This window comes from Microbacterium sp. AZCO (assembly GCF_039614715.1).
In the GTDB taxonomy this organism is placed as follows: domain Bacteria; phylum Actinomycetota; class Actinomycetes; order Actinomycetales; family Microbacteriaceae; genus Microbacterium.
Genome location: NZ_CP154857.1, coordinates 1,660,018 through 1,679,491, shown reverse-complemented (window position 1 = coordinate 1,679,491; position 19,474 = coordinate 1,660,018). Strand labels below are relative to the sequence as shown.

General features: G+C 67.1%; 15 protein-coding genes. 8 read left to right on the top strand and 7 right to left on the bottom strand.

Going from position 1 to position 19,474, the window contains the following annotated elements:
* Nucleotides 1-28: 28 nt before the first annotated feature.
* The 7 genes from AAIB33_RS07850 to AAIB33_RS07820 all read left to right on the top strand — a co-directional run bounded on the left by AAIB33_RS07850 (nt 29) and on the right by AAIB33_RS07820 (nt 10,846).
* Nucleotides 29-220 carry a hypothetical protein gene (locus tag AAIB33_RS07850; protein WP_345802983.1) on the top strand — a complete coding sequence of 64 codons (192 nt, stop codon included), beginning with the start codon at nt 29-31 and terminating at the stop codon, nt 218-220.
* Complete coding sequence (locus AAIB33_RS07845) at nt 217-2,463, top strand: family 78 glycoside hydrolase catalytic domain (protein WP_345802982.1); 2,247 nt, start codon at nt 217-219, stop codon at nt 2,461-2,463. The genes AAIB33_RS07850 and AAIB33_RS07845 overlap by 4 nt, the downstream gene beginning before the upstream one ends.
* On the top strand, nt 2,460-4,697 hold the full coding sequence (locus AAIB33_RS07840; RefSeq protein WP_345802981.1) for a glycoside hydrolase family 3 C-terminal domain-containing protein: 2,238 nt from the start codon (nt 2,460-2,462) through the stop codon (nt 4,695-4,697). Before AAIB33_RS07845 ends, AAIB33_RS07840 begins: the two co-directional genes overlap by 4 nt.
* Nucleotides 4,698-4,699: 2 nt before the next feature.
* Nucleotides 4,700-5,701 carry an alpha/beta hydrolase fold domain-containing protein gene (locus tag AAIB33_RS07835; RefSeq protein WP_345802980.1) on the top strand — a complete coding sequence of 334 codons (1,002 nt, stop codon included), beginning with the start codon at nt 4,700-4,702 and terminating at the stop codon, nt 5,699-5,701.
* A 2-nt stretch (nt 5,702-5,703) separates the two neighbouring features.
* Nucleotides 5,704-8,265 (top strand): family 78 glycoside hydrolase catalytic domain, encoded by a 2,562-nt coding sequence (locus tag AAIB33_RS07830; RefSeq protein WP_345802979.1) that lies wholly within the window; start codon nt 5,704-5,706, stop codon nt 8,263-8,265.
* Between the two features lie 63 nt (nt 8,266-8,328).
* Nucleotides 8,329-9,621 (top strand): MFS transporter, encoded by a 1,293-nt coding sequence (locus tag AAIB33_RS07825; protein WP_345802978.1) that lies wholly within the window; start codon nt 8,329-8,331, stop codon nt 9,619-9,621.
* A gap of 25 nt (nt 9,622-9,646) precedes the next feature.
* Nucleotides 9,647-10,846: an acetyl-CoA C-acyltransferase gene (locus AAIB33_RS07820; protein ID WP_345802977.1), complete on the top strand. Its 1,200-nt coding sequence runs from the start codon at nt 9,647-9,649 to the stop codon at nt 10,844-10,846.
* 112 nt (nt 10,847-10,958) lie between these two features.
* Here the strand turns inward: AAIB33_RS07820 and AAIB33_RS07815 are convergent, their stop codons facing one another.
* Genes AAIB33_RS07815 through AAIB33_RS07795 form a run of 5 tightly spaced genes read right to left on the bottom strand, consistent with a single transcriptional unit; the run spans nt 10,959 to nt 16,258 of the window.
* Nucleotides 10,959-12,095: a serine hydrolase domain-containing protein gene (locus tag AAIB33_RS07815; protein ID WP_345802976.1), complete on the bottom strand. Its 1,137-nt coding sequence runs from the start codon at nt 12,093-12,095 to the stop codon at nt 10,959-10,961.
* Nucleotides 12,096-12,154: 59 nt separating this feature from the next.
* The gene (locus AAIB33_RS07810; protein ID WP_345802975.1) at nt 12,155-13,759 is read right to left on the bottom strand and encodes an AMP-binding protein; all 1,605 of its coding nucleotides are present in this window, start codon (nt 13,757-13,759) and stop codon (nt 12,155-12,157) included.
* A 42-nt stretch (nt 13,760-13,801) separates the two neighbouring features.
* Nucleotides 13,802-14,257: a MaoC family dehydratase gene (locus AAIB33_RS07805; RefSeq protein ID WP_345802974.1), complete on the bottom strand. Its 456-nt coding sequence runs from the start codon at nt 14,255-14,257 to the stop codon at nt 13,802-13,804.
* Entirely contained in the window at nt 14,254-15,000 is a 747-nt protein-coding gene (gene fabG, locus AAIB33_RS07800) for a 3-oxoacyl-ACP reductase FabG (RefSeq protein ID WP_345802973.1), read from the bottom strand. Before fabG ends, AAIB33_RS07805 begins: the two co-directional genes overlap by 4 nt.
* A gap of 25 nt (nt 15,001-15,025) precedes the next feature.
* Nucleotides 15,026-16,258, bottom strand: a complete 1,233-nt coding sequence (locus tag AAIB33_RS07795; protein ID WP_345802972.1) for an acyl-CoA dehydrogenase family protein — start codon at nt 16,256-16,258, stop codon at nt 15,026-15,028.
* 120 nt (nt 16,259-16,378) lie between these two features.
* Here AAIB33_RS07795 and AAIB33_RS07790 point away from each other — a divergent pair, with 120 nt between their 5' ends.
* On the top strand, nt 16,379-17,509 hold the full coding sequence (locus tag AAIB33_RS07790; RefSeq protein ID WP_345802971.1) for an alpha/beta hydrolase: 1,131 nt from the start codon (nt 16,379-16,381) through the stop codon (nt 17,507-17,509).
* Between the two features lie 47 nt (nt 17,510-17,556).
* Here AAIB33_RS07790 and AAIB33_RS07785 read toward each other — a convergent pair whose 3' ends face one another.
* Both AAIB33_RS07785 and AAIB33_RS07780 read right to left on the bottom strand, forming a co-directional pair.
* Nucleotides 17,557-18,231, bottom strand: coding sequence for a response regulator transcription factor (locus tag AAIB33_RS07785; RefSeq protein ID WP_345802970.1), 675 nt, complete (start codon nt 18,229-18,231; stop codon nt 17,557-17,559).
* Nucleotides 18,228-19,466: a histidine kinase gene (locus AAIB33_RS07780; RefSeq protein WP_345802969.1), complete on the bottom strand. Its 1,239-nt coding sequence runs from the start codon at nt 19,464-19,466 to the stop codon at nt 18,228-18,230. Before AAIB33_RS07780 ends, AAIB33_RS07785 begins: the two co-directional genes overlap by 4 nt.
* Nucleotides 19,467-19,474: the final 8 nt, after the last annotated feature.

The following is a 19,474-nucleotide window of genomic DNA, read 5'->3' as shown; positions in this document are numbered from 1 at the left end:
CCTTCGTCACTCGGGTGCAGGAGCACCGATGCTGATGCCCACCGTAGTCGCCGAGTTGCCACTGGGATGGGACTGGACGACACGCCAGCGGATCTTCCTCACAAGTCAACACCAAGAAGAATCCAAAGTCACCCAGGTGGGTGGTTTTGAGGTAGACTCCATCGAGGTCGCCCCTGCGGGCGACGAAGAATCAGAGGGCGAAGGTGTCCACACGAAATGAGCGAAACTCCCATGCTTGATGAGTCGCAGCTCCTCACGGTCGATGACGATGTGAACGCATTCACGCTCACCACGACGATCGATCTCGCTTCGGCCGCGCGCGTCGAGCGCGCCACGCTGCGGGGAACCGCGCACGGTGTCTTCGAGGCTCGGATCGACGGTGTTCCCGTGAGCGCCGGCGTTCTGGCGCCGGGCTGGAGTTCGTACGAGCGGCGTCTCCCGGTCGAGGCTTACGATGTCACCCCGCTCGTGCGCGACGGCGCCGCGCTCGAGGTGCTTGTCGGCAACGGCTGGTGGCGAGGCAAGCTCGGTTTCCTCGGGCTGGACCTGGACTATGGCTCGCAGATCGGCTTCATCGGCGAACTCGAGATCACCTATTCCGATGGAACAGTGCAGTGGATTCGCACGAACCGCGACTGGACTGCGCAGACCTCTGAATTCACGCAGAACACCCTGTATGACGGCGTGCGCATCGATGCGACGGTGGTGCCGCAATCGCTGGAGATCACGGTCGCGGATGTGGATCGGGACACCCTGATCCTGCAGGAGAAGCCTCCCATCGAGCGTCAGGAGGTGATCGCACCTCAGCGCATCTGGCGGTCTCCGTCAGGTGCGACGCTCGTCGACTTCGGCCAGAACCTCGTCGGCTGGACACGGCTCACCGTCAACGGGCGCGCGGGTGCGGAAGTCGTGATCCGTCACGCAGAAGTGCTCGAGCACGGTGAGTTGGCTACGCGGCCGCTGCGTGGGGCGAAGGCGACGGATACCTATGTTCTGTCTGGTGAGGACGATGTGTTCGAACCCACTCTCACGTTCCACGGGTTCCGCTACGTCGAAGTGACGGGGTATCCGGGTGAATTGAGCGTCGACGCGATCGAGGCGGTCGTCGTCCACTCGCGCATGGCGAGAACCGGCTCGTTCGAGTGTTCGGATCCGCGGGTCAATCGCCTCGTCGAGAACTCGGTGTGGGGTCAGAAGGGCAATTTCCTCGACGTCCCCACCGATTGCCCGCAGCGAGACGAGAGGCTCGGCTGGACGGGTGACATCGCGGTCTACGCGTCAACCGCGTGCTATCAGTTCGACGCATCCGATCTGCTGCACAACTGGCTCCTGGATCTGCGCGTGGAAGCCGAGCACTCCGGATTCGTTCCCTTCGTCGTCCCGAATGTGCTGAAGCTGATTCCGGCTGAAAGGCGCGCGACGTGGGATCTGCCGTTGGGCGCCACGGCCGTGTGGGGGGATGCCGCGGCTTGGGTGCCGGAGGCACTGTGGTGGGCGTACGGCGATCGCGATCGTCTCGAAGCGCATTACCCCGGGGTCGTTCTGCACCTCGAGTCGATCCTGCCGAGGCTCTCTGCCAGCGGCCTGTGGGAATCGGGATTCCAGTTCGGCGACTGGCTCGATCCGACCGCTCCGCCCGAGGAGCCCATGCGCGCGAAAGCCGATGCGTCGGTGATCGCCACCGCCTGCCTTTATCGATCGGCCCTGTTCGGTGCAGCCGCCGCGGAACTGCTCGGGCGAAGTGACGACCGGAACCGGTGGAACGATCTGGCCGAGCGCACACGTGAGGCGTTCCGCGAGCACTACGTCAGCCCGGAGGGACGCATCCGGTCCGACGCGCAGGCCGTCTACGCGCTCGCGATCCACTTCGGGCTGCTCGACGACGACGAGAAGGCCCGTGCGGGAGAGCGGCTGGCCGAGTTGGTCGCCGAGGGCGACTACCGCGTCGCGACCGGGTTCGCGGGCACGCCGTACGTGGTGTGGGCGCTGACCGAGACCGGGCACGTCGACATCGCATACCGGCTGCTGCTCCAGGACGAACTGCCGTCCTGGCTCTATGCGGTGAAGATGGGTGCGACCACTGTCTGGGAGCGGTGGGATTCGCTCCTTCCCGACGGGACCGTCAACCCGGGTGAGATGACGAGCTTCAACCACTATGCGCTCGGCGCGGTGGTCGACTGGCTGTACAAGGCCGTCGCCGGCATCCGGCCTGCTGAGCCCGGCTACTCCCGCCTGCGCCTGCAGCCCACGCCCGGCCCCGGTCTGGACTGGGCGAGGGGATCCCTGCAGACGCGCCACGGGCTGGTCGAATGCGGCTGGCGCCGAGGGGTCACGGGCGAGATAACGATCGAGTGCACAGTTCCCGCCGGTATCGAGGCCGATCTGGTCCTGCCCGACGGAACCACGCGCGTGCTGGCCGCCGGCATCCACCACACCACTCACAGAGAGGCCGCACTGCGGTGAGTGGCGCGACCGAATCCGACACCTCCGCCCTCGTGGTGCTCACGCTCGAACAGAAGGCCTCCCTGCTGTCGGGGCGCGACACCTGGACAACCCAGCCGATCGAGGATGCCGGCATCCGGTCGGTGCGGATGTCGGACGGACCCAACGGCCTGCGGGCGCAGCTCAACGGCGGTGATGCCCTCGGCTTCCAGCCCAGCGAGCCGTCCACGTGCTTCCCACCCGCTGTTGCCGTGGGTTCGTCGTGGGACCCGGAACTTGCGACGAAGGTGGGTGAAGCGCTCGGCCGCGAGGGGCTGTCCTTCGGCATCGATGTCGTCCTGGGCCCGGGGGTGAACATCAAGCGATCGCCGCTGTGCGGGCGCAACTTCGAGTACTACTCGGAGGACCCGCTGCTCGCGGGTGCGCTCGGCGTCGGCTACGTGCGCGGGATGCAGTCGACCGGTGCCGGCGCATCGGTGAAGCACTTCGCAGCGAACAACCAGGAGACCGACCGCATGCGCGTCAGCTCCGAGGTCGATGAGCGCACGCTCCGGGAGATCTACTTTCCGGCCTTCGAACGCATCGTCAAGGAGGCACAGCCGGCGACCGTGATGTGCGCCTACAACCGCATCAACGGCGTCTACGCTTCCGAAAACCCGTGGCTGCTGAAGGACGTACTGCGAACGGAATGGGGATTCGAGGGCGCCGTCATCTCGGATTGGGGTGCCGTGCACAGGCCGGCCGTCGCGGTCGCGGCCGGACTCGACCTCGAGATGCCCGGCACGCGGGGACGCAGCATCCGTGAGATCGTGGCAGCCGTCGAAGCCGGAGACCTCGACGAGGCAGACGTCGACCGCAGCGTCGCGCGCGTGGTCAAGCTCACCGGACTCGGAGCCGAGGGCAAGGTCGCGGTGGACTTCGACGCCCACCATGCGCTCGCTCGAGCGACGGCGGCCGCGAGCATCGTACTCCTCAAAAATGAGGCGACCTTGCCGCTCGAGGCCCAGATGCGGATCGCCGTGATCGGCGAGTTCGCGAGAACGGCGCGCTTCCAGGGCGGCGGCAGCTCGCACGTCAACGCCGTGCGATCGGAGGCCTTCCTCGACGCAGCCACAGCGCACTCCGCGAGCATCGAGTTCGCCGCGGGGTTCACCCTCGACGGGCGCGGTGACGACCTCGACCTTTGCGGAGCGGCCGTGGCTGCGGCATCCCGCTCCGAAGTCGCCGTGATCTTCGCGGGGCTCGCCGAATCCGACGAATCGGAGGGCTACGACCGCACGACGATAGAACTTCCTACCGCGCAGATCGCGCTGATTCGCGCGGTGGCGGCTGCCGCGCCGAAGACCGTCGTCGTCCTCTCCCACGGCGGAGTCGTGGGCCTGGAGGGCTGGCACGACGACGTCGATGCGATCCTCGACGGATTCCTTCTCGGCCAGGCGGGCGGCGCGGCCATCGCCGACGTCGTCTTCGGGGTCGTGAACCCGTCGGGGCGCTTGGCCGAGACGATTCCGCTGCGCATCGCGGACACGCCTGCCTTCGGGAACTTCCCCGGTGAGCAGGGTCACGTCGTCTACGGTGAGCGGACGCTCGTGGGCTACCGCTGGTACGCGACGCGCGGAATCCCCGTGCGCTACCCGTTCGGACACGGCTTGAGCTATTCCACCTTCCGCACGTCGGGATTCACCGTCACCGTGACGGGTGACGACACCGCGACGGTGCGTGTCACGGTCGAGAACACCGGTACCCGCGACGGTGCGCACGTCGTGCAGGTCTACGTGGATGCTTCAGCCCTCGGCACCGTGCAGCGCAGTGCCCGCGAACTCCGCGCATTCCGCAAAGTGCACGTGCCCGCGGGAGGTGCGGTCGAGGTCGAACTCGAGCTCGACCGCCGGGCGTTCGCCTACTGGGACGTCGACCTGCACGACTGGGCCGTGACCCCCGGCTCATATCGCGTGATCCTCGGGCGTGACGCTTTCGCGGTGGACGCCGAGACGACGATCGATCTTGTGGGCGATCGGGTCGACCGCGAGCTGACGATGGGCTCGACCGCACAGGAATGGTTCGAGCATTCGATCGTCGGCCCGGTGCTGCTGGACACCCTTCAGTCCGACCTCCTGCGCGCGATGGCGCAACCTGAGGCGTTGCGCATGCTCGGGTCGCTTCCGTGGCAGAAGATCGTGAACCTGCTCGGAGATTCCGTGTCGCGCGACGACGTCGACACGCTGATGGCCGCTTCTCGCGGGGAAGGATGTTGACCATGACGGACGTGTACTGGGAGCGTGTGGCAGCGGTGGCCGCAGCGCTGCAAGCTGCCGCCGCCAACGGGGAGGACCAGGGTGGCGACCACGAGCTCGTCGCCCGGCTAACCTTGCCGCAGTCTGCCGAGGCCGGGTACCTCAAGCCCGCGGCTGATGTGCGCGAGGCGACCGTGCCATCGCCCGCCCAGCCCGTGCCGGTGCGCATCTATCGTCCGCATGGCGATGTCCCTGGCGATGGTGCGGCGCGACCGCTCCTCATCTGGTGCCATGGCGGCGCGTTCCTCGGCGGTGATCTCGACATGCCTGAGGCCGACGCTGTCGCCCGTGAGATCGTGAATCGCTCCGCCGCGGTGGTCATCTCCGTCGACTACCGCCTGTGCCTCGGAGGAGTTCACTTCCCGGCTCCCAGCGACGACCTCGTCGCGGTCTTCGAGTGGGCGGTGCGACACGCCGCAACCCTCGGTGTGGATCCGTCGCGCATCGTCATCGGCGGAGCGAGCGCCGGCGCATGCCTCACGGCCGGCGTCGCCCTCCGACTGATTGCTGCGGGCGCTACCCAGCCTGCCGCGGTCGTGCTGGCGTATCCGGTTGTGCACGCCGTCCTGCCGGCGGCGTCCGACGAACTCGCGACCAAGCTGGCCGATCTGCCCGCAGCCATGGCCTTCACTCCCGAGGTGATCGAGCCCGTGATGGAGAACTACTTGGGCGCGCCGGCAGCCGACGCGACTGCGTATGCCATCGCCGGCGTGAGCGACTCCGACGCCCTTGCCGCTCTACCCCCCACGCTCATCATCAACTGCGAGTACGACGGCCTTCGCGCGTCGGGTGAGCGATACGCCGACCAGCTCCGCGAAGTGGGGGTCGAGGTCGACGTGCAGCTCGCCCGCGACGTCGCCCACGGTCATCTCAACCGGCCCGGCTTGCCCGAGGCGCAGCGGACGCTCGCAACGATCGCCATGTGGGTTGCCGAGCGGTGTGTCGCGGAGCACGCGGGGGCGTGACCATGGAACTCGCTCGCCTGCGCACCCTGAATCGCATCGAGCCGCTGGGCATCGATCAGACACCAGAGTTCTCCTGGATGCTCCGCTCCTCTGCACGGGACACGGTGCAGAGCTCGTACCGCATCGTGGTCACAGCGGGGCCGCTCACCGTATGGGATTCCGGTCGCGTCGACTCTGACGCACAGTCCTTCATCGCGTACGCCGGTGAACCGCTGCGCAGTCGCACGGAGTACCGATGGACAGTGACGGTGACCGACAACCACGGTCATACGGCCTCCGCGTCAGCCGGATTCGAGACGGCGCTCTTCGCCGACGATTGGCGGGCGCAATGGGCCGAGAGCACGATCCCGCGGCCGGCGGCCGAAGGTTGGGGGCACGGCACCCAGCCGCCCGCCGTGGAGTTCCTGCGCGATTTCCGCCTCGACGGCGCGGTGCGGCGCGCTCGGCTGTACGCGACCGCGCTCGGAGCGTACCGGCTCACCGTCAACGGCGTGCGCCCCGATGATCGTGAGCTGGCGCCCGAGTTCTCGGTCTATCGAAGTCGGCTGTACGTGCAGACGTACGATGTGACCGCCTTTCTGCGCGTGGGTGGCAACGAGTTGTCGATGTACGTCGGCGACGGCTGGTACCACTGTCCGGTGACCAGACCGCTGTCCCACGCTCAACGCGAAACCCCCGCGGTGCTCTTCCAACTCGAACTGGAATACGCCGACGGCACGACGCAGATCGTGAGCTCCGACGACGCGGTCACCTGCCGTACGGGACCCGTGCAATCGTCGGATCTGTACTGGGGCGAGCGGTATGACGCCACGGCGATTCCTTCCGTCGCGCAGCGAGCTCGGGTGGTCAACCTGGGATACGACAACCTCGTCGCGCAGCCCCTGGAGCCGATTCGCGCGGTCGCGGTGCTCCCTGCCGTGTCCCTGCACATCGCGCCGTCCGGCGACCGGATCATCGACTTCGGTCAGATCGTGGCCGGCCGGGTGCGGGTGCGCATCGACGCTCCCCACGGCACGGAGGTCGCCCTCGAGCACTTCGAGGCCACGACACCTGACGGCGAGTACTTCAACGGCACCTTGGCCGGCCAGAAGGACGTCTATGTCTCCGACGGGAAGCCGCAGATCTATGAGCCGATCTTCACGTTCCACGGCTTCCGGTATCTGCGGGTCACCGGGCTCGAGGCGATCGACCTCGCCGACTTCGAGGCAGTGGTGCTCTCGACGCCGAAGGATTCGGCCGGTTCGTTCGAGAGTTCGGACGCGCGGCTGAACCGACTTCACGAGAACGTGGTCTGGTCGCAGCGCAACAACACGATGTCCATTCCGACGGACTGCCCCACTCGGGAGAAGGCGGGATTCACGGGGGACATCCAGATGTACGCCCCCGCGGCGTACGCCAACGAGGATATGACCTCGTTCCTCGAGGCGTGGCTGCGCAACCTCGAAGCCGACCAGCTTCCCGACGGTGTCGTGCCGATGACCGTACCGTTCACGACGCTCTACGAATCGCTGTCGCTCAGGATGAGCGCGCAGTTCGGAACGACCGGTGTCACCGGCATCGCGGGGTGGAGCGATGCTGCGGTCATCGTGCCGTGGGAGATCTACCGAGCGACCGGGAGCACCGCCGTCCTCGAGCGCTCGTACGCGTCAATGAAGGCGTGGTGCGACAGCGTCATCGATACCGCGCGCCACATGCGGGGTTCCGACGACATCCCGGAGGAACTGGACCGACACCTCTGGAACACCGGCTTCCACTTCGGCGAATGGCTGATTCCCAGCCAGCACCAGAAGGAAGGCGACTGGGACAACACGCGGTCATCGGCGTTCTACGTCGCTCCGTTCTTCGGCTACCGATCGCTCAGCCTGTTCGCGCAGGTGGCGCGTCTGCTCGACCGTGATGCCGATCATCACCGCTACCTCGAGGAAGCGGAGGCGACGAAAGCTGCGATCCAGCGTGTCTTCATGTCCGCCGACGAGCTCCCGACACCGCTCATGGGGGGGTACGTGCTCGCCTTCGCCTTCGGACTCGTGCCGGATGAGCGACGGATGGCGTACGGGGCGAAGCTGGTCAGCATCCTCGACGATAACGACGGGCTGCTCGACACGGGCTTCGTCGCGACCCCGTATCTGCTGGATGTCCTCGTCGAGATCGGACGCCCTGACCTCGCCGTCGGGCTGGTCTGGGAGGACCGAATGCCATCCTGGCTGTACCAGGTCGACCAGGGTGCGACCGCGATCTGGGAGAACTGGGATGCGATCGCCCCCGATGGCATGCCGACGACCTCGAGCCTGGACCATTACGCATTCGGTGCTGTCGATGACTGGATCACTCGTGAGATCGCGGGAATCCAGGCCGCTGCGCCCGGCTACAAGAGGATCGTCATTGCGCCGCGCACCGATGTGCCGCTGACGTTCTGTGCGCGCACACTGCTGACCCCGTACGGCGAGGTCGGCATCCACTGGACTACCGAATCGCTCGACGTCACAATCCCCGCCAACACGACAGCAGTCGTGCACTGGGGCGGTGACGTGCACGCGGTCGGCAGCGGTTCGTACCACTTCTGACACCCGAATCAGCGATCCGGATCCGCTTCCTCATCCACCCACCCGCATTCACCAGGACGCGAAATGACCACCCCTCTCCCCGAATCTGCCGCTGCCGACCTCGAAGCGGCCTTCATCGACGCCGCCGACGGAAACGAGGATCCGCCGCCCCTGGTCCGCGGGTCGATCAATCGACTCATCCGCTGGGTGTTCCCAGCCGGCCTCGTGATCGCGATGATCAGTGCGATCCCCGGCGTGCTCGTGCCGTTCCAGATCGAGTTGATGGACCCGGCCAACAAGGAGTTCAATCTCGCGCTCGTCCTGTCGGTCAGCGGCGCAGGCTCGCTTATCGCGGGCCCGATCGCGGGTCAGATCTCCGACCGCACCCGCAGCCGCTTCGGGCGCCGCACGCCGTGGATCGTCCTCGGCTCGCTCGTCGTGGCGCTCGCGCTCGTCGGCATGGCGTTCGCAGGCAGCGTCTGGGGCATCACGATCGCCTGGTTCTTCGTACAGGTCGCCATGGCGTTCGTGCAGGGTCCGTTCTCGGCGATTCTTCCCGACCGCGTGCCGCTTCACCGTCGCGGCACCTTCGCCGCGGTATCCGGCATCGCGCTCATGACCGGAGCTGTCGTCGGCTCGATCGTCGCAGCTGCTCTCACCGACAGTTACCGAGTCGGGTACATGGTCTTCGCGGCGCTCGCCGTCGGCGTGCTGCTGCTGTTCGTGGCTTTCAACCCCGACCACTCCAGCCGCGAGATCCACATCGACAAGCTCGGATGGATGGACTTCGTCCGGACGTTCTGGGTCAACCCGATCAAGCACCCCGACTTCTTCTGGGCATTCACGGCGCGGCTCGTGCTCTTTACTGGTTACAACATGGTGATCGGGTACCAGTTCTATGTCCTCTCGGACTACATCGGCATCAAGCGGCCGCAGGATTTCATTCCTCTGTTCGGCTTCATCGGCCTGGTGGGGATCATCCTCGGTACGGTCGTCTCGGGCCCTCTCTCTGACCGCTTCGGGCGGCGCAAGCCGTTCGTCTTCGGTGCCTCCGTCGCCATGGCTCTCGCCCTGTTCGTGCCCTGGTTCTGGCCGACCATCGTGGGCTGGGGTGTGATGTTCGCGATCCTCGCTCTCGGGTTCGGCATGTATGTCGCCGTCGACACGGCGCTCATGAGTCAGGTGCTGCCCTCGGCGAAGTCGTTCGGCAAGGACCTGGGGGTCATCAACATCGCCGCGTCGCTTCCGGCGACCATCGGCCCGGTGGCGTCCGGCATCGTCATCGCGATCTTCGGCTATGTCGGGCTCTTCCCCGTCGCCATCGTGCTCTCGCTGCTCGGTGCCGTCGCGATCTGGCCGATCAAGTCCGTCCGCTGACCACCCGTCACCACGAGGGAGTGCCATGTCGAGAGCCGTCATCGTCAGTACTGCGCGTACGCCGATCGCGAAGGCGTACCGGGGGGCGTTCAACAACACGCAGCCGCAGGAGCTCGCCGGTCACGTCATCGCATCGGTCGTCGAGCGCGCCGGAATCGGCCCGGCGGAGGTCGATGATGTGATCTTCGGGGCGGCGCTGCAGCAGGGTGCGACGGGGGGCAACATCGCTCGCCAGGCGGCACTGCGTGCGGGGCTGCCGGTGTCGGTGCCCGGGATGTCGGTGGATCGCCAGTGCGCGTCGGGGCTCATGTCGATCGCTCTCGCCTCGGCGCAGGTCGTGAACGGCGATCTGCGCATCGCCGTCGCCGGAGGCGTCGAGTCGGTTTCGCTCGTGCAGAACGAGCACATGAACACCCACCGCGCCGCGGACCCCTGGCTGAAGGAGACCGCTCCGGGCATCTACCTCCCGATGCTGAATACCGCCGAGATCGTCGCCGAGCGGTACGGGATCTCCCGCGATGCTCAGGATGCCTACGCCCTGACATCGCAGCAGCGCACCGCCGCCGCGCAGGAGGCGGGTCGCTTCGATGACGAGGTCGTGCCTCTGGCTACTGTGCAGAGCGTCCTCGACCGCGAGAGCGGCGAGGTCACGTTCCGCGACACGCTGCTGAACCGCGACGAGGGCAATCGTCCGTCGACCACGATCGACGACCTTGCGGCGCTGCGGCCCGTGCTCGCGGACGGAGTCGCCGCGGCGGTGTCGTCGGTGACCGCGGGCAACGCGAGCCAGCTCTCAGATGGTGCCGCTGCGACCGTCGTGATGGCCGAGGACGAGGCATCCCGTCGCGGACTCGCGCCCCTCGGAGTCTTCCGGGGCATCGCGGTCGCCGGCGTCGCACCCGACGAGATGGGCATCGGGCCCGTTCCCGCCGTCACCGAGCTGCTGCGTCGCGAGGGACTCGGGGTCGACGACATCGATCTCTGGGAGCTCAACGAAGCATTCGCATCCCAGGTCGTCTACTGCCGCGACGCGCTCGGCATCGATCCCGAGAAGCTCAACGTCAACGGTGGCGCCATCTCGATCGGCCACCCCTACGGCATGTCAGGGGCTCGCATGGTGGGACACGTTCTGCGTGAGGGAGGTCGCCGCGGAGCGAAGCTCGCCGTCGTGACAATGTGCATCGGCGGGGGACAGGGCGCGGCGGGGCTGTTCGAGATCGTGTGAGTGCCCCTGCGGGGAGCAGGACGTGATGCTCGACGCATTGCGTCGGAAACGCGTCGGAAAAGAGTGTGACCCGCATCGTTCGGGTCGATGCGGGTCACGTTCCGGGGGGATCTCATATGATCGAGGTGACGGCGGCCTCGATGATGTCCTGCTGGTTCTGGAATGCACCGAACGCGTCTCGGTCGATGACGTTCGACAGGAAGCAGAATGAGACGCCGGTCGTCGGATCGGCGAACGCGATCTGACCGCCTCCGCCGCCGTGGCCGAAGGTCTGCGGTGAGACCGCAGGTGCGAACGGGTGCATCACGAGGTCGATCCCGTGCTGCGGAAGGGTGAACCGGCGGTGACCGGTGCCGGCGATGATCAGACCGATCGTACGGTTGGCGGGGGCGCCGAGCGCGAGGCCATCGGGGAATGTGTTTCGGATGTTCGTCGTCGCGTCGGCGAGGATCTCGTCGCTCCAGAGGTGCGCGGGATTGTGCAGCAGTGCCTGATAGAACGTGGCGACGGATGCCGCGTTCGAGATCGCGCCGCCCCCCGGCGCACCGGCGCCGATCACGACGGGGTCGTTTGCGAAGCCGCGGATGTCGAAAGGTTCCTCAACATCAGGATCGGCGGGCGGGGAGGGCTGGCCCGTGACAGCCTCGAAGACGTCGAACGGAGCCTCGCGGATGTAGTCGATCCGTCGGACGTCGCCGAGCCGCTCGACCGGCACACCGAGCTCAAGTCGGTCGATGCCGAGCGGCTCCAGGATCTCCGAGCGGAGAGCCTCGCCGTGCGGCATCCCGGTGATGCGCGTCACCACCTCGGCGAGTACCCAGCCGGCCGAGAAGGGGTGGTAGGTGTACGCCGTTCCCGACTCCAGTTCGAGCGGCCACTGCTCGATCTCGTGGGCGCGGGAGGCCCGGCTGCCGATCGCCTCCGGCGTGATCATCGGGCTCGGGATGCCGGCCGTGTGCAGCAGCAGATGCTCGATGGTGATCGAGTCTTTGCCGTGCTGGCCGAACTCGGGCCAGACCTCGACGATGCGGGTGCCGAGACGGAGCCGACCCTGGTCGATCAGGCGCCAGAGCAGGGAGGCGAAGATCGGCTTCGTCGAAGAGAAGATGCAGAAGCGACTGTCGAGGTCGGCGCCGCCGAACGCCTTCGTGGTGACGATGGCGTTGTCGAGCCCGATCGCATACTGCGCGTCTCGGAGTTCGCCGCGGGCGATCAGGTCGGTGATCAGCTGGTCGAGTCGGTCCGTCATGGTGGTGTTCCTTGAGATATGGTGCGGGGACCGAACGCCCGGCCCCCGCACCGAGATGGTCAGCCTGCGACGGCGGCTTCGAGGTCGGCGGTATACCGCTCGACGAGCGCTCGGCGCAGAACCTTGCCGCTCGCGCCGAGCGGCAGTTCATCGACGATGTGGACGACGCGCGGGTACTTGTATTCGGCAAGCTGCTCGCGCGCGAAGGCGATGATCTCCTCCGCGGAGACCTCTTCGCCGGGTTTGACGACGACGGCCGCGTGGACCTCTTCGCCGCGGCGCTCGTCGGGGACGCCGAACACGGAAGCGGTGATGAGCTTGGGGTGTGCGCCGACGGCCTGTTCGACCTCCGTCGGGTAGACGTTGTAGCCGTTGCGGACGATGAGGTCTTTCTTGCGGTCGACGATCGTGATGACGCGGTCGGCCATCGTGCCGAGGTCGCCGGTGCGGAACCAGCCATCGACCACAGTCTGGTCTGTGGCCTCTTCTCGCCCGATATAGCCCTTGAAGATGTTGTGGCCGCGAACGACGATCTCGCCGATCTCCTCCGGGTCCGTCGTCAGCTCGATGCGGTCGTCGATATCGGCCTTGGCGATCGCAACGTCGACGCCCCACAGCGGAGTTCCGGCCGTGCCCGGGCGAATGTCTTCACCGACGACGTTGAACGAGACGATCGGGGTGGTTTCAGTGAGTCCGTAGCCTTCGTGCACCTGGGCGCCGAAGCGTGCCGCGAACTTGTCGAGGATCACACGCGGGAGAGCAGCGCCGCCCGACACGCCGTAGCGGAAAGTCGGCTGCAAGTCGGAGCGCGCGCCAGCCTGCAGCAGGTCGACGAACATCGTCGGGACGGCGGCGAAGATCGTCACGCCCTGGTCGACGACGAGCTGCAAAGCGGCATCTGCTTCGAAGCGCGGCATCAGCGCAATCGAGGCGCCCCGTCGGAAGGCGGTGTTCATCACGGCAGTCTGGCCGAACGTGTGGAAGAGGGGCAGTCCGCCGAAGACGACGTCGTCGCGACGCATGTCGAGCGAGTCGATCAGTGAGGTGTGAACCTGCTCCACGATGGAGAAGTGCGAGCTGACAGCACCCTTCGGGGTGCCGGTCGTTCCGCTTGTGTAGAGGATGGTGGCCGCATCCAGCGGGTTCGTCTGAGCGATTCCGGCGATGGGGGTCGCGGCGGCAGCTTCCTCTTCGAGGCGGGGCACACCGGTGGCGGCGACCATCTCATCGGGGACGAGCACGGACAGCGTCGGCACCTGCGCGGTCGCGGCGGCAGGGAGGGCCTCAGCGAGGAACGGCGCCGCGGCGACGAACAGGTCGGCCTGGGCGTCACCCAGCACGAAAGCGATCTCGTTCTTCTTGAAGAGCGGGTGGACGGGCACGACGATCGCGCCCAGGGCCAGGGCGCCGTAGTAGACGCGCATGAAGTCCGGCACGTTGGGCGCCATGAGGGCGACGCGCGAACCCTTGCCGATTCCTCGGGCCTGGAGCGCTCCGGCGTATGCGCGTGCCTGATTCCACAGGGCGGCGTAGGGGATGGTGTGGCCGGCGAAGTGCACCGCGGGCGCCTCGGGGTAGCGAGCGGCGCTCTCGGCGAGGATCGTCGCGACGTTGAGGGTCGCGAAGCCGTCGCCCTGGATGGCGCGGTCGTTGAGTTCGGGCATGGTGGTGGTTCCTTTCGACGTTGAAAAGCGGATGCGGTGGGATTACGGAGCGGGGACGAAGAGGTGGATGGTCTCGGCGACGAGCGCGGGACGCTCGCTGCCCTCCAGTTCGACGGTGACCTTGAGGCGCGCGCGCACCCCGCGATCGGTCGCGGTGGCGTCGGCCAGTTCGGTTGAGGCGCGCACACGTGCGCCGCTGGGAACGGGAGAGAGGAACCGGACGCCGTCGACGCCGTAGTTCACGACCGCCGCGACATTCTGCACCTCGATGAGGCCTTGGATGAGTCGGGGGATCAGCGAGAGCGTGAGCAGTCCGTGAGCGATGGTGGTGCCGAACGGGCCGTCGGCGGCACGTGCCGCGTCGACGTGGATCCACTGGTGATCCTCGGTGACGTCGGCGAACTGGTCGATACGGTCCTGCGAGACCTGAAGCCACTCGCCGACCGCGGCCGTGCCGACGTGGTCAGGCAGATCCTGCGGACGCGCGGCGCGGATCATGACTTCGGTCCGCCGGCGACGTAGAGCACCTGTCCGGAGATGAAGCCAGCGTCTTCGCGGCAGAAGAACGACACGGCGGCTGCGATGTCGTCGGGCACCCCGGCGCGAGCGACGGGGATCTGCGAGACCTGCGCCTCGACGAGCTGCTCGAAGCTGACGCCGAGGCGATCCGCTGTCGCGCGGGTCATGTCGGTCTGGATGAAGCCGGGCGCGATCGCATTGGCGGTAATGCCGTACCGGCCGAGCTCGATCGCCAGGGTCTTGGTGAAACCCTGGATGCCGGCCTTGGCTGCCGAGTAGTTCGCCTGGCCCCGGTTGCCCAGGGCGGAGGTGCTCGAGAGGTTGACGATGCGGCCCCACGAGGCATCCACCATGTGAGACTGCACCGCCTTCGTCATGAGGAATGCGCCCCGCAGGTGCACGTTCATGACGGTGTCCCAATCGGACTCGCTCATCTTGAACAGCAGGTTGTCGCGCAGGACACCGGCGTTGTTGACGAGGATGCCCGGGGCACCGAGCTCCGACACGACCCGTTCGACGGCGGACTGCACCGACGTGGCGTCGGCGACATCGGCCGCGATCGCGATGGCGCGACGCCCCGAGGCCTTGATCTCTTCAGCGGTGGCGGTGGCGGCTGACTCGTCGAGGTCGATCACGGCGATGTCGTGGCCGTCTGCGGCGAGACGGAGGGCGGTGGCTGCTCCGATGCCGCGTGCGGCTCCGGTGACGATGGCAGTAGTCATGAGTGACGTGCTTTCGGTACTCGGGTCAGGCGAAGGCGGGGATGCCGGTGATCTCGCGGCCAACGATCAGGTTGTTCATGTCGTACGTGCCCTCGTACGTGTAGATGGCTTCGGCGTCGGCGAAGTGCCGCGCGACACCGTAGTCGAGCTGAATGCCGTTACCGCCGAGGATCTCGCGGCACAGTGACACGACGCGACGCATCCGCTCGCTCACCGTGGCTTTCGCCATCGCCGACTGCTGGTCGGTGAGCGTGCCGACATCCTGCAGTTGCGCGGTACGCGTGCACAGGGCGATGGATGCCGTGATCTCGGTGAGGCAGCTGACGAGCTTGCTCTGCACGAGCTGGTTCGCGCCGATGGGCTTTCCGAACTGCTCCCGCGTACGCGCGTACGCCACCGCGGCCTCGTACGCGCCCACACCGTTGCCGAGCGCCTGCCACGCGACGTCGCACCGGGTCTGACGCAGGATGAGGGCGACGTCGCGGAAGGACCGTACGCGCGCCAGGCGCGATGACTCGGGCACACGCACGTCGGTGAGGGTGATGTCGGCGTTCTCGACCGCGCGCAACGACTGCTTGCGCTCGATCTTCGTCGCGGTGAATCCGGGAGTTCCGCCGGCAACGAGGAATCCCTTGACGTTGCCGTCGGCGACGTCTCGCGCCCAGATGATCACGATGTCGGCCCACGTCGCGTTGCCGATCCACCGTTTGGCTCCGTTGAGCACCCACTCGTCGCCGTCGCGACGAGCCGTGGTGCGAATCCCACGCGCGGTGTCCGAGCCCGAGAACGGCTCGGTGAGTCCGAAGGCTCCGACGATCTCACCCCGGGCCATCCTCGGGAGGAGGTCGGCCCGCTGCTCGTCGGATCCTCCGAGTGCGACCGCATTCATCGCGAGGCCGCTGTGGACGCCGGCCATGGTGCCGACCGAGGAGTCGACGCGCGCCATCTCGTAGCTCACCCAACCGCGGAACAGTGCTGAGTTGTCGAACTCGGCGACCTCGGGAAAGCCGGCACTGTACATGCCCAGGTCTGCGAGCGGGCGGAAGAGGTGACGGGGGCACTCCGCACGTTCCCAGTAATCGTCAGCGATCGGAGCGACTTCGGTCTCGAGGAAGTCGCGAAGCGCGGCAAGGCGTGCACGCTCGTCGGTGGTGAGCAGATCGCGGTATCCGTAGAAGTCGACCGGGTCTGCTTCGGCAGTCAGGTCTTCGGTGATCGGATCCTGCGCCTCGAGGGCGGTTACTGCCGCGATCGTCATTGATACTCCATGTCTCGGTCGTCGGTGACTTGGCCACCATACATGAAAAGCGCCCAACTGTGTGGTTTTATTGAATCGATCGCTCGCGAGGACGCGCGGCGGTGCGGAAGGATGTGCTCTGTGATCTGGGTCGCTTATGTGTTCATGGCGCTCGCTCTGCTGCTCGCTGTCGGAACGATCGCCTGGCAGACGCCGTGGATCGGCCTGTTCGGCTCGCTCGGCGGATACCTGCCCGGCTGGCTGCTCGGGTTTGCCGTGGCGGGCACGGTGGCGGCCGTTGCAGCTTGGCTGATCGAACCGTCAGCGGGCGCCGTCGTCGCCGTCACACTTTGCCTTCTGACGGTGCCGGTCGGTATCCGGGTGATCGTCGATCAGCGGCGTGCGCTCGCTGGAGTAGGTGTCAAGGTTCGCGCGAAGGACTTCTTCGGGCCCATTGGCGGATCCAAGGCCGGACCCGACGAAGTGGTCACGTACGGTCCCGTCGACGGCCACTCGCCACGGATGGGCATCTACAAGCCGGCACCCTCCGACAAGCCGGCTCCCGTCGTCGTGCACGTGCATGGCGGGGGATGGGCAGACGGAGATGAGGCGAGCGATTCCCTGATGGTTCGTCAACTGACCGATCGCGGCTATCTCGTGTTCACACCCAGCTACACCTACGCCGCGGACGGCCTGCCTACTTGGGATCTGGCGCCGCGACAGATCGCGCAGGCGCTGGTGGAGATCAAAACACTTGCGCCTCGGTACGGTGGGGCGGCTGAGCACATCTACATGATGGGCAGCTCGGCCGGCGGTCAGCTCGCTCCGTTGGTCGCGAATCGTCTCGCGGCGGGCGACACGATCGGCCAGGATGCCGAGGCATTGCCGACCATTGCCGCGATTTCCCTCCTCATCCCCGCTGTCGACCCGGCGATCGCCGAGGGGAATCGGTACGTTCCGGCCGGAGGCGTGGGCCGCCGACTCGTGCACGGGCTCGTGGGCGGCACGATGGAGGAGCACCCCGAGCGCTACGCCGCAGTCGATGCGACCGCTCACCTGACGCCCGCGTCCCCGCCGGCGCTGGTCATCTACGGCCCCAACGACTGGCTGGTTCCGGCTCAGGGGCCGATCGCGTACGTGCTCCGTTGCCGTCAGCTCGGGGTCGAGGTAAAGGCCCTGGCGATTCCGTGGACGGGTCACCTCATGGGACTCAGCGGCGCCGCAGGGCGCGCCGGCGAACAGCTCACGGCGGGGTGGTTCGCCGCCCATTGAGTCGGACGGCTGGAGACCGGAGGCCGCGGAGGCTTCCCGCGCCAGGGTCAGCGGTCGCCTCCACCTGCCTCCGGTGTTGCGAGACCATGCGCGATGAGTACGGCGTGCACACGGTCGCGTGCGGGCAGTTTGGTGAGGACTCTCCCTACGTGGGTCTTCACGGTTGATTCGCTGAGGAACAGCTCGCTCGCGATCTCCGAATTCGTGAGGCCGCGGGCGATGGCTGCGAGGACGTCCTGTTCCCGTTCGGTCAACGCGTCGAGGTCGGGGCGGGCTGGGGACTCCTGCATCTCGGTCATCAGCTCGAGCATCCGCCTGGTGACGCGAGGTGTGAGAGTGGCTTCCCCCGCGTGCACGGCTCGAATCGCGGAGATCAGTTCGACGCGCTCCGCATCCTTCAGGAGGAATCCGGCGGCTCCCGCTCGGATCGCCCCGAAGGCGTACTCGTCGAGGTCGAAGGTCGTCAGGACGAGGACGCGGCAGCTTGGCGAGCGTCGCACGATCTCGGCGGTGGCCGCGATCCCGTCCATGCCCGGCATCCGAACGTCCATGAGCACGACGTCGGGCCGGAGTCTGTCGACATCGGCCACAGCCTGTGCGCCGTCTGCGGCCTCCCCGACGACCGCGAATCCCGGCTCGGCATCGAGCATCATGCGAAAGCCGACGCGGATCAGCGCCTGGTCGTCGACGAGCAGGATGCGCACGGCATCGGGATCGCTCATTCTCTGTTCCTCTCCGGGCGGGGGATGATCGCCCGCACTTCCCAGCCCCGCGGCCGCACCGGCCCAGCCTCGCATGTGCCGCCGAGCAGTTCGGCGCGTTCCCGCAGCCCGCGCAGGCCGAAGCCGCCACCGTTCGGGGCGCCCTGTGCGACGCCGTCATCCTGCACGCGTATCTCGATCGCGTCGCGTCCGTAGTCGATGGCGGCGTCGATGCGGGAGGCGCCGCTGGCGTGACGCATCACATTCGTCACCGCCTCTTGCACGATGCGCGAGACCGCGAGGGTGACGGCGCTGTCGATTCCCGCAGGGTCGCCTGACGTGGTGAGGGTCACGGCGAATCCGGCGGTCCGGGCAGCATCAACGGTCTCAGCGGTAGTGTCTCGCACCGTGGGATGCAGCGGCGCTTCGTCGTCGGTGCTGCGGAGCACACCGAGGGTGGCGCGCATGTCGCGCAGGGCGTCGCGACCCGTCGCGGATATCGCTCGGGACCCCTCTCGTATGCGATCGGCGTCGACAGACGCAGAGATCCCCTCAGCAAGGGTGACCATGACGGTGAGGGAGTGGGCGACGATGTCGTGCAGCTCGCGCGCGATGCGCGCTCGTTCGTCCGCGACAGCGAGCTGCGCGCGCTGATCCCGTTCGACGGCGAGTCTTCGCGAGAGATCGATCAGAGCGTCGAGGTATCTCCGCCGGCTCCTCGCGTTGAGTCCGATGAGCATGCCGATGAGGGCGAATCCGATCGATGCGGCCGCGCCCGCGATCAGAACTGCTCGAGTCCCCGGCGTCGTGAGCGTGACGACGAGCGCGACCGCCCCCCACACTGCGCAAGCGGCGCCGAAGGCGATCCAGGCGGCACGGGGAGTCGCGTAGCGTGAGAGGGCGAAGCCAGCGACACCGATGAGCAGCAACACCGAAGAATCCTCGGTGAGCAGGGAAGCGGTCTGCGCGAGTGCCGCGATGGCGAATACGGCAACAGGGAACCGACGGCGGACCAGAAGTCCGGCGCATCCGATCAACGAGAGCACCAGCGCGGTCGCCGCGAGAGCGTTCGTCCCGTCGCTGCTCTCCTGCACACCGAGCGGAGCGAGCGACAGGACCGCGGTCAGCGCCGCGATGAGTGCATCCGCCACCATCGAGTGCCTCGCCCAGTATCGGCGAAGCACCCCTGGCGGGCGAGGCAGCCGCAGCTCGGGTTCCACAGGAAGATCCGAGCCGCGGCTGTCGGAGACAGACATGGGCCGAC

Excerpts from the sequence above, each read along its gene's own strand:
- AAIB33_RS07850 (WP_345802983.1), top strand. The coding sequence starts at position 29 with ATGCTGATGCCCACCGTAGTCGCCGAGTTGCCACTGGGATGGGACTGG.
- AAIB33_RS07845 (WP_345802982.1), top strand. The coding sequence starts at position 217 with ATGAGCGAAACTCCCATGCTTGATGAGTCGCAGCTCCTCACGGTCGAT.
- AAIB33_RS07835 (WP_345802980.1), top strand. The coding sequence starts at position 4,700 with ATGACGGACGTGTACTGGGAGCGTGTGGCAGCGGTGGCCGCAGCGCTG.
- AAIB33_RS07830 (WP_345802979.1), top strand. The coding sequence starts at position 5,704 with ATGGAACTCGCTCGCCTGCGCACCCTGAATCGCATCGAGCCGCTGGGC.
- AAIB33_RS07825 (WP_345802978.1), top strand. The coding sequence starts at position 8,329 with ATGACCACCCCTCTCCCCGAATCTGCCGCTGCCGACCTCGAAGCGGCC.
- AAIB33_RS07820 (WP_345802977.1), top strand. The coding sequence starts at position 9,647 with ATGTCGAGAGCCGTCATCGTCAGTACTGCGCGTACGCCGATCGCGAAG.
- AAIB33_RS07815 (WP_345802976.1), bottom strand. The coding sequence starts at position 12,095 with ATGACGGACCGACTCGACCAGCTGATCACCGACCTGATCGCCCGCGGC.
- AAIB33_RS07810 (WP_345802975.1), bottom strand. The coding sequence starts at position 13,759 with ATGCCCGAACTCAACGACCGCGCCATCCAGGGCGACGGCTTCGCGACC.
- AAIB33_RS07805 (WP_345802974.1), bottom strand. The coding sequence starts at position 14,257 with ATGATCCGCGCCGCGCGTCCGCAGGATCTGCCTGACCACGTCGGCACG.
- fabG (WP_345802973.1), bottom strand. The coding sequence starts at position 15,000 with ATGACTACTGCCATCGTCACCGGAGCCGCACGCGGCATCGGAGCAGCC.
- AAIB33_RS07795 (WP_345802972.1), bottom strand. The coding sequence starts at position 16,258 with ATGACGATCGCGGCAGTAACCGCCCTCGAGGCGCAGGATCCGATCACC.
- AAIB33_RS07785 (WP_345802970.1), bottom strand. The coding sequence starts at position 18,231 with ATGAGCGATCCCGATGCCGTGCGCATCCTGCTCGTCGACGACCAGGCG.
- AAIB33_RS07780 (WP_345802969.1), bottom strand. The coding sequence starts at position 19,466 with ATGTCTGTCTCCGACAGCCGCGGCTCGGATCTTCCTGTGGAACCCGAG.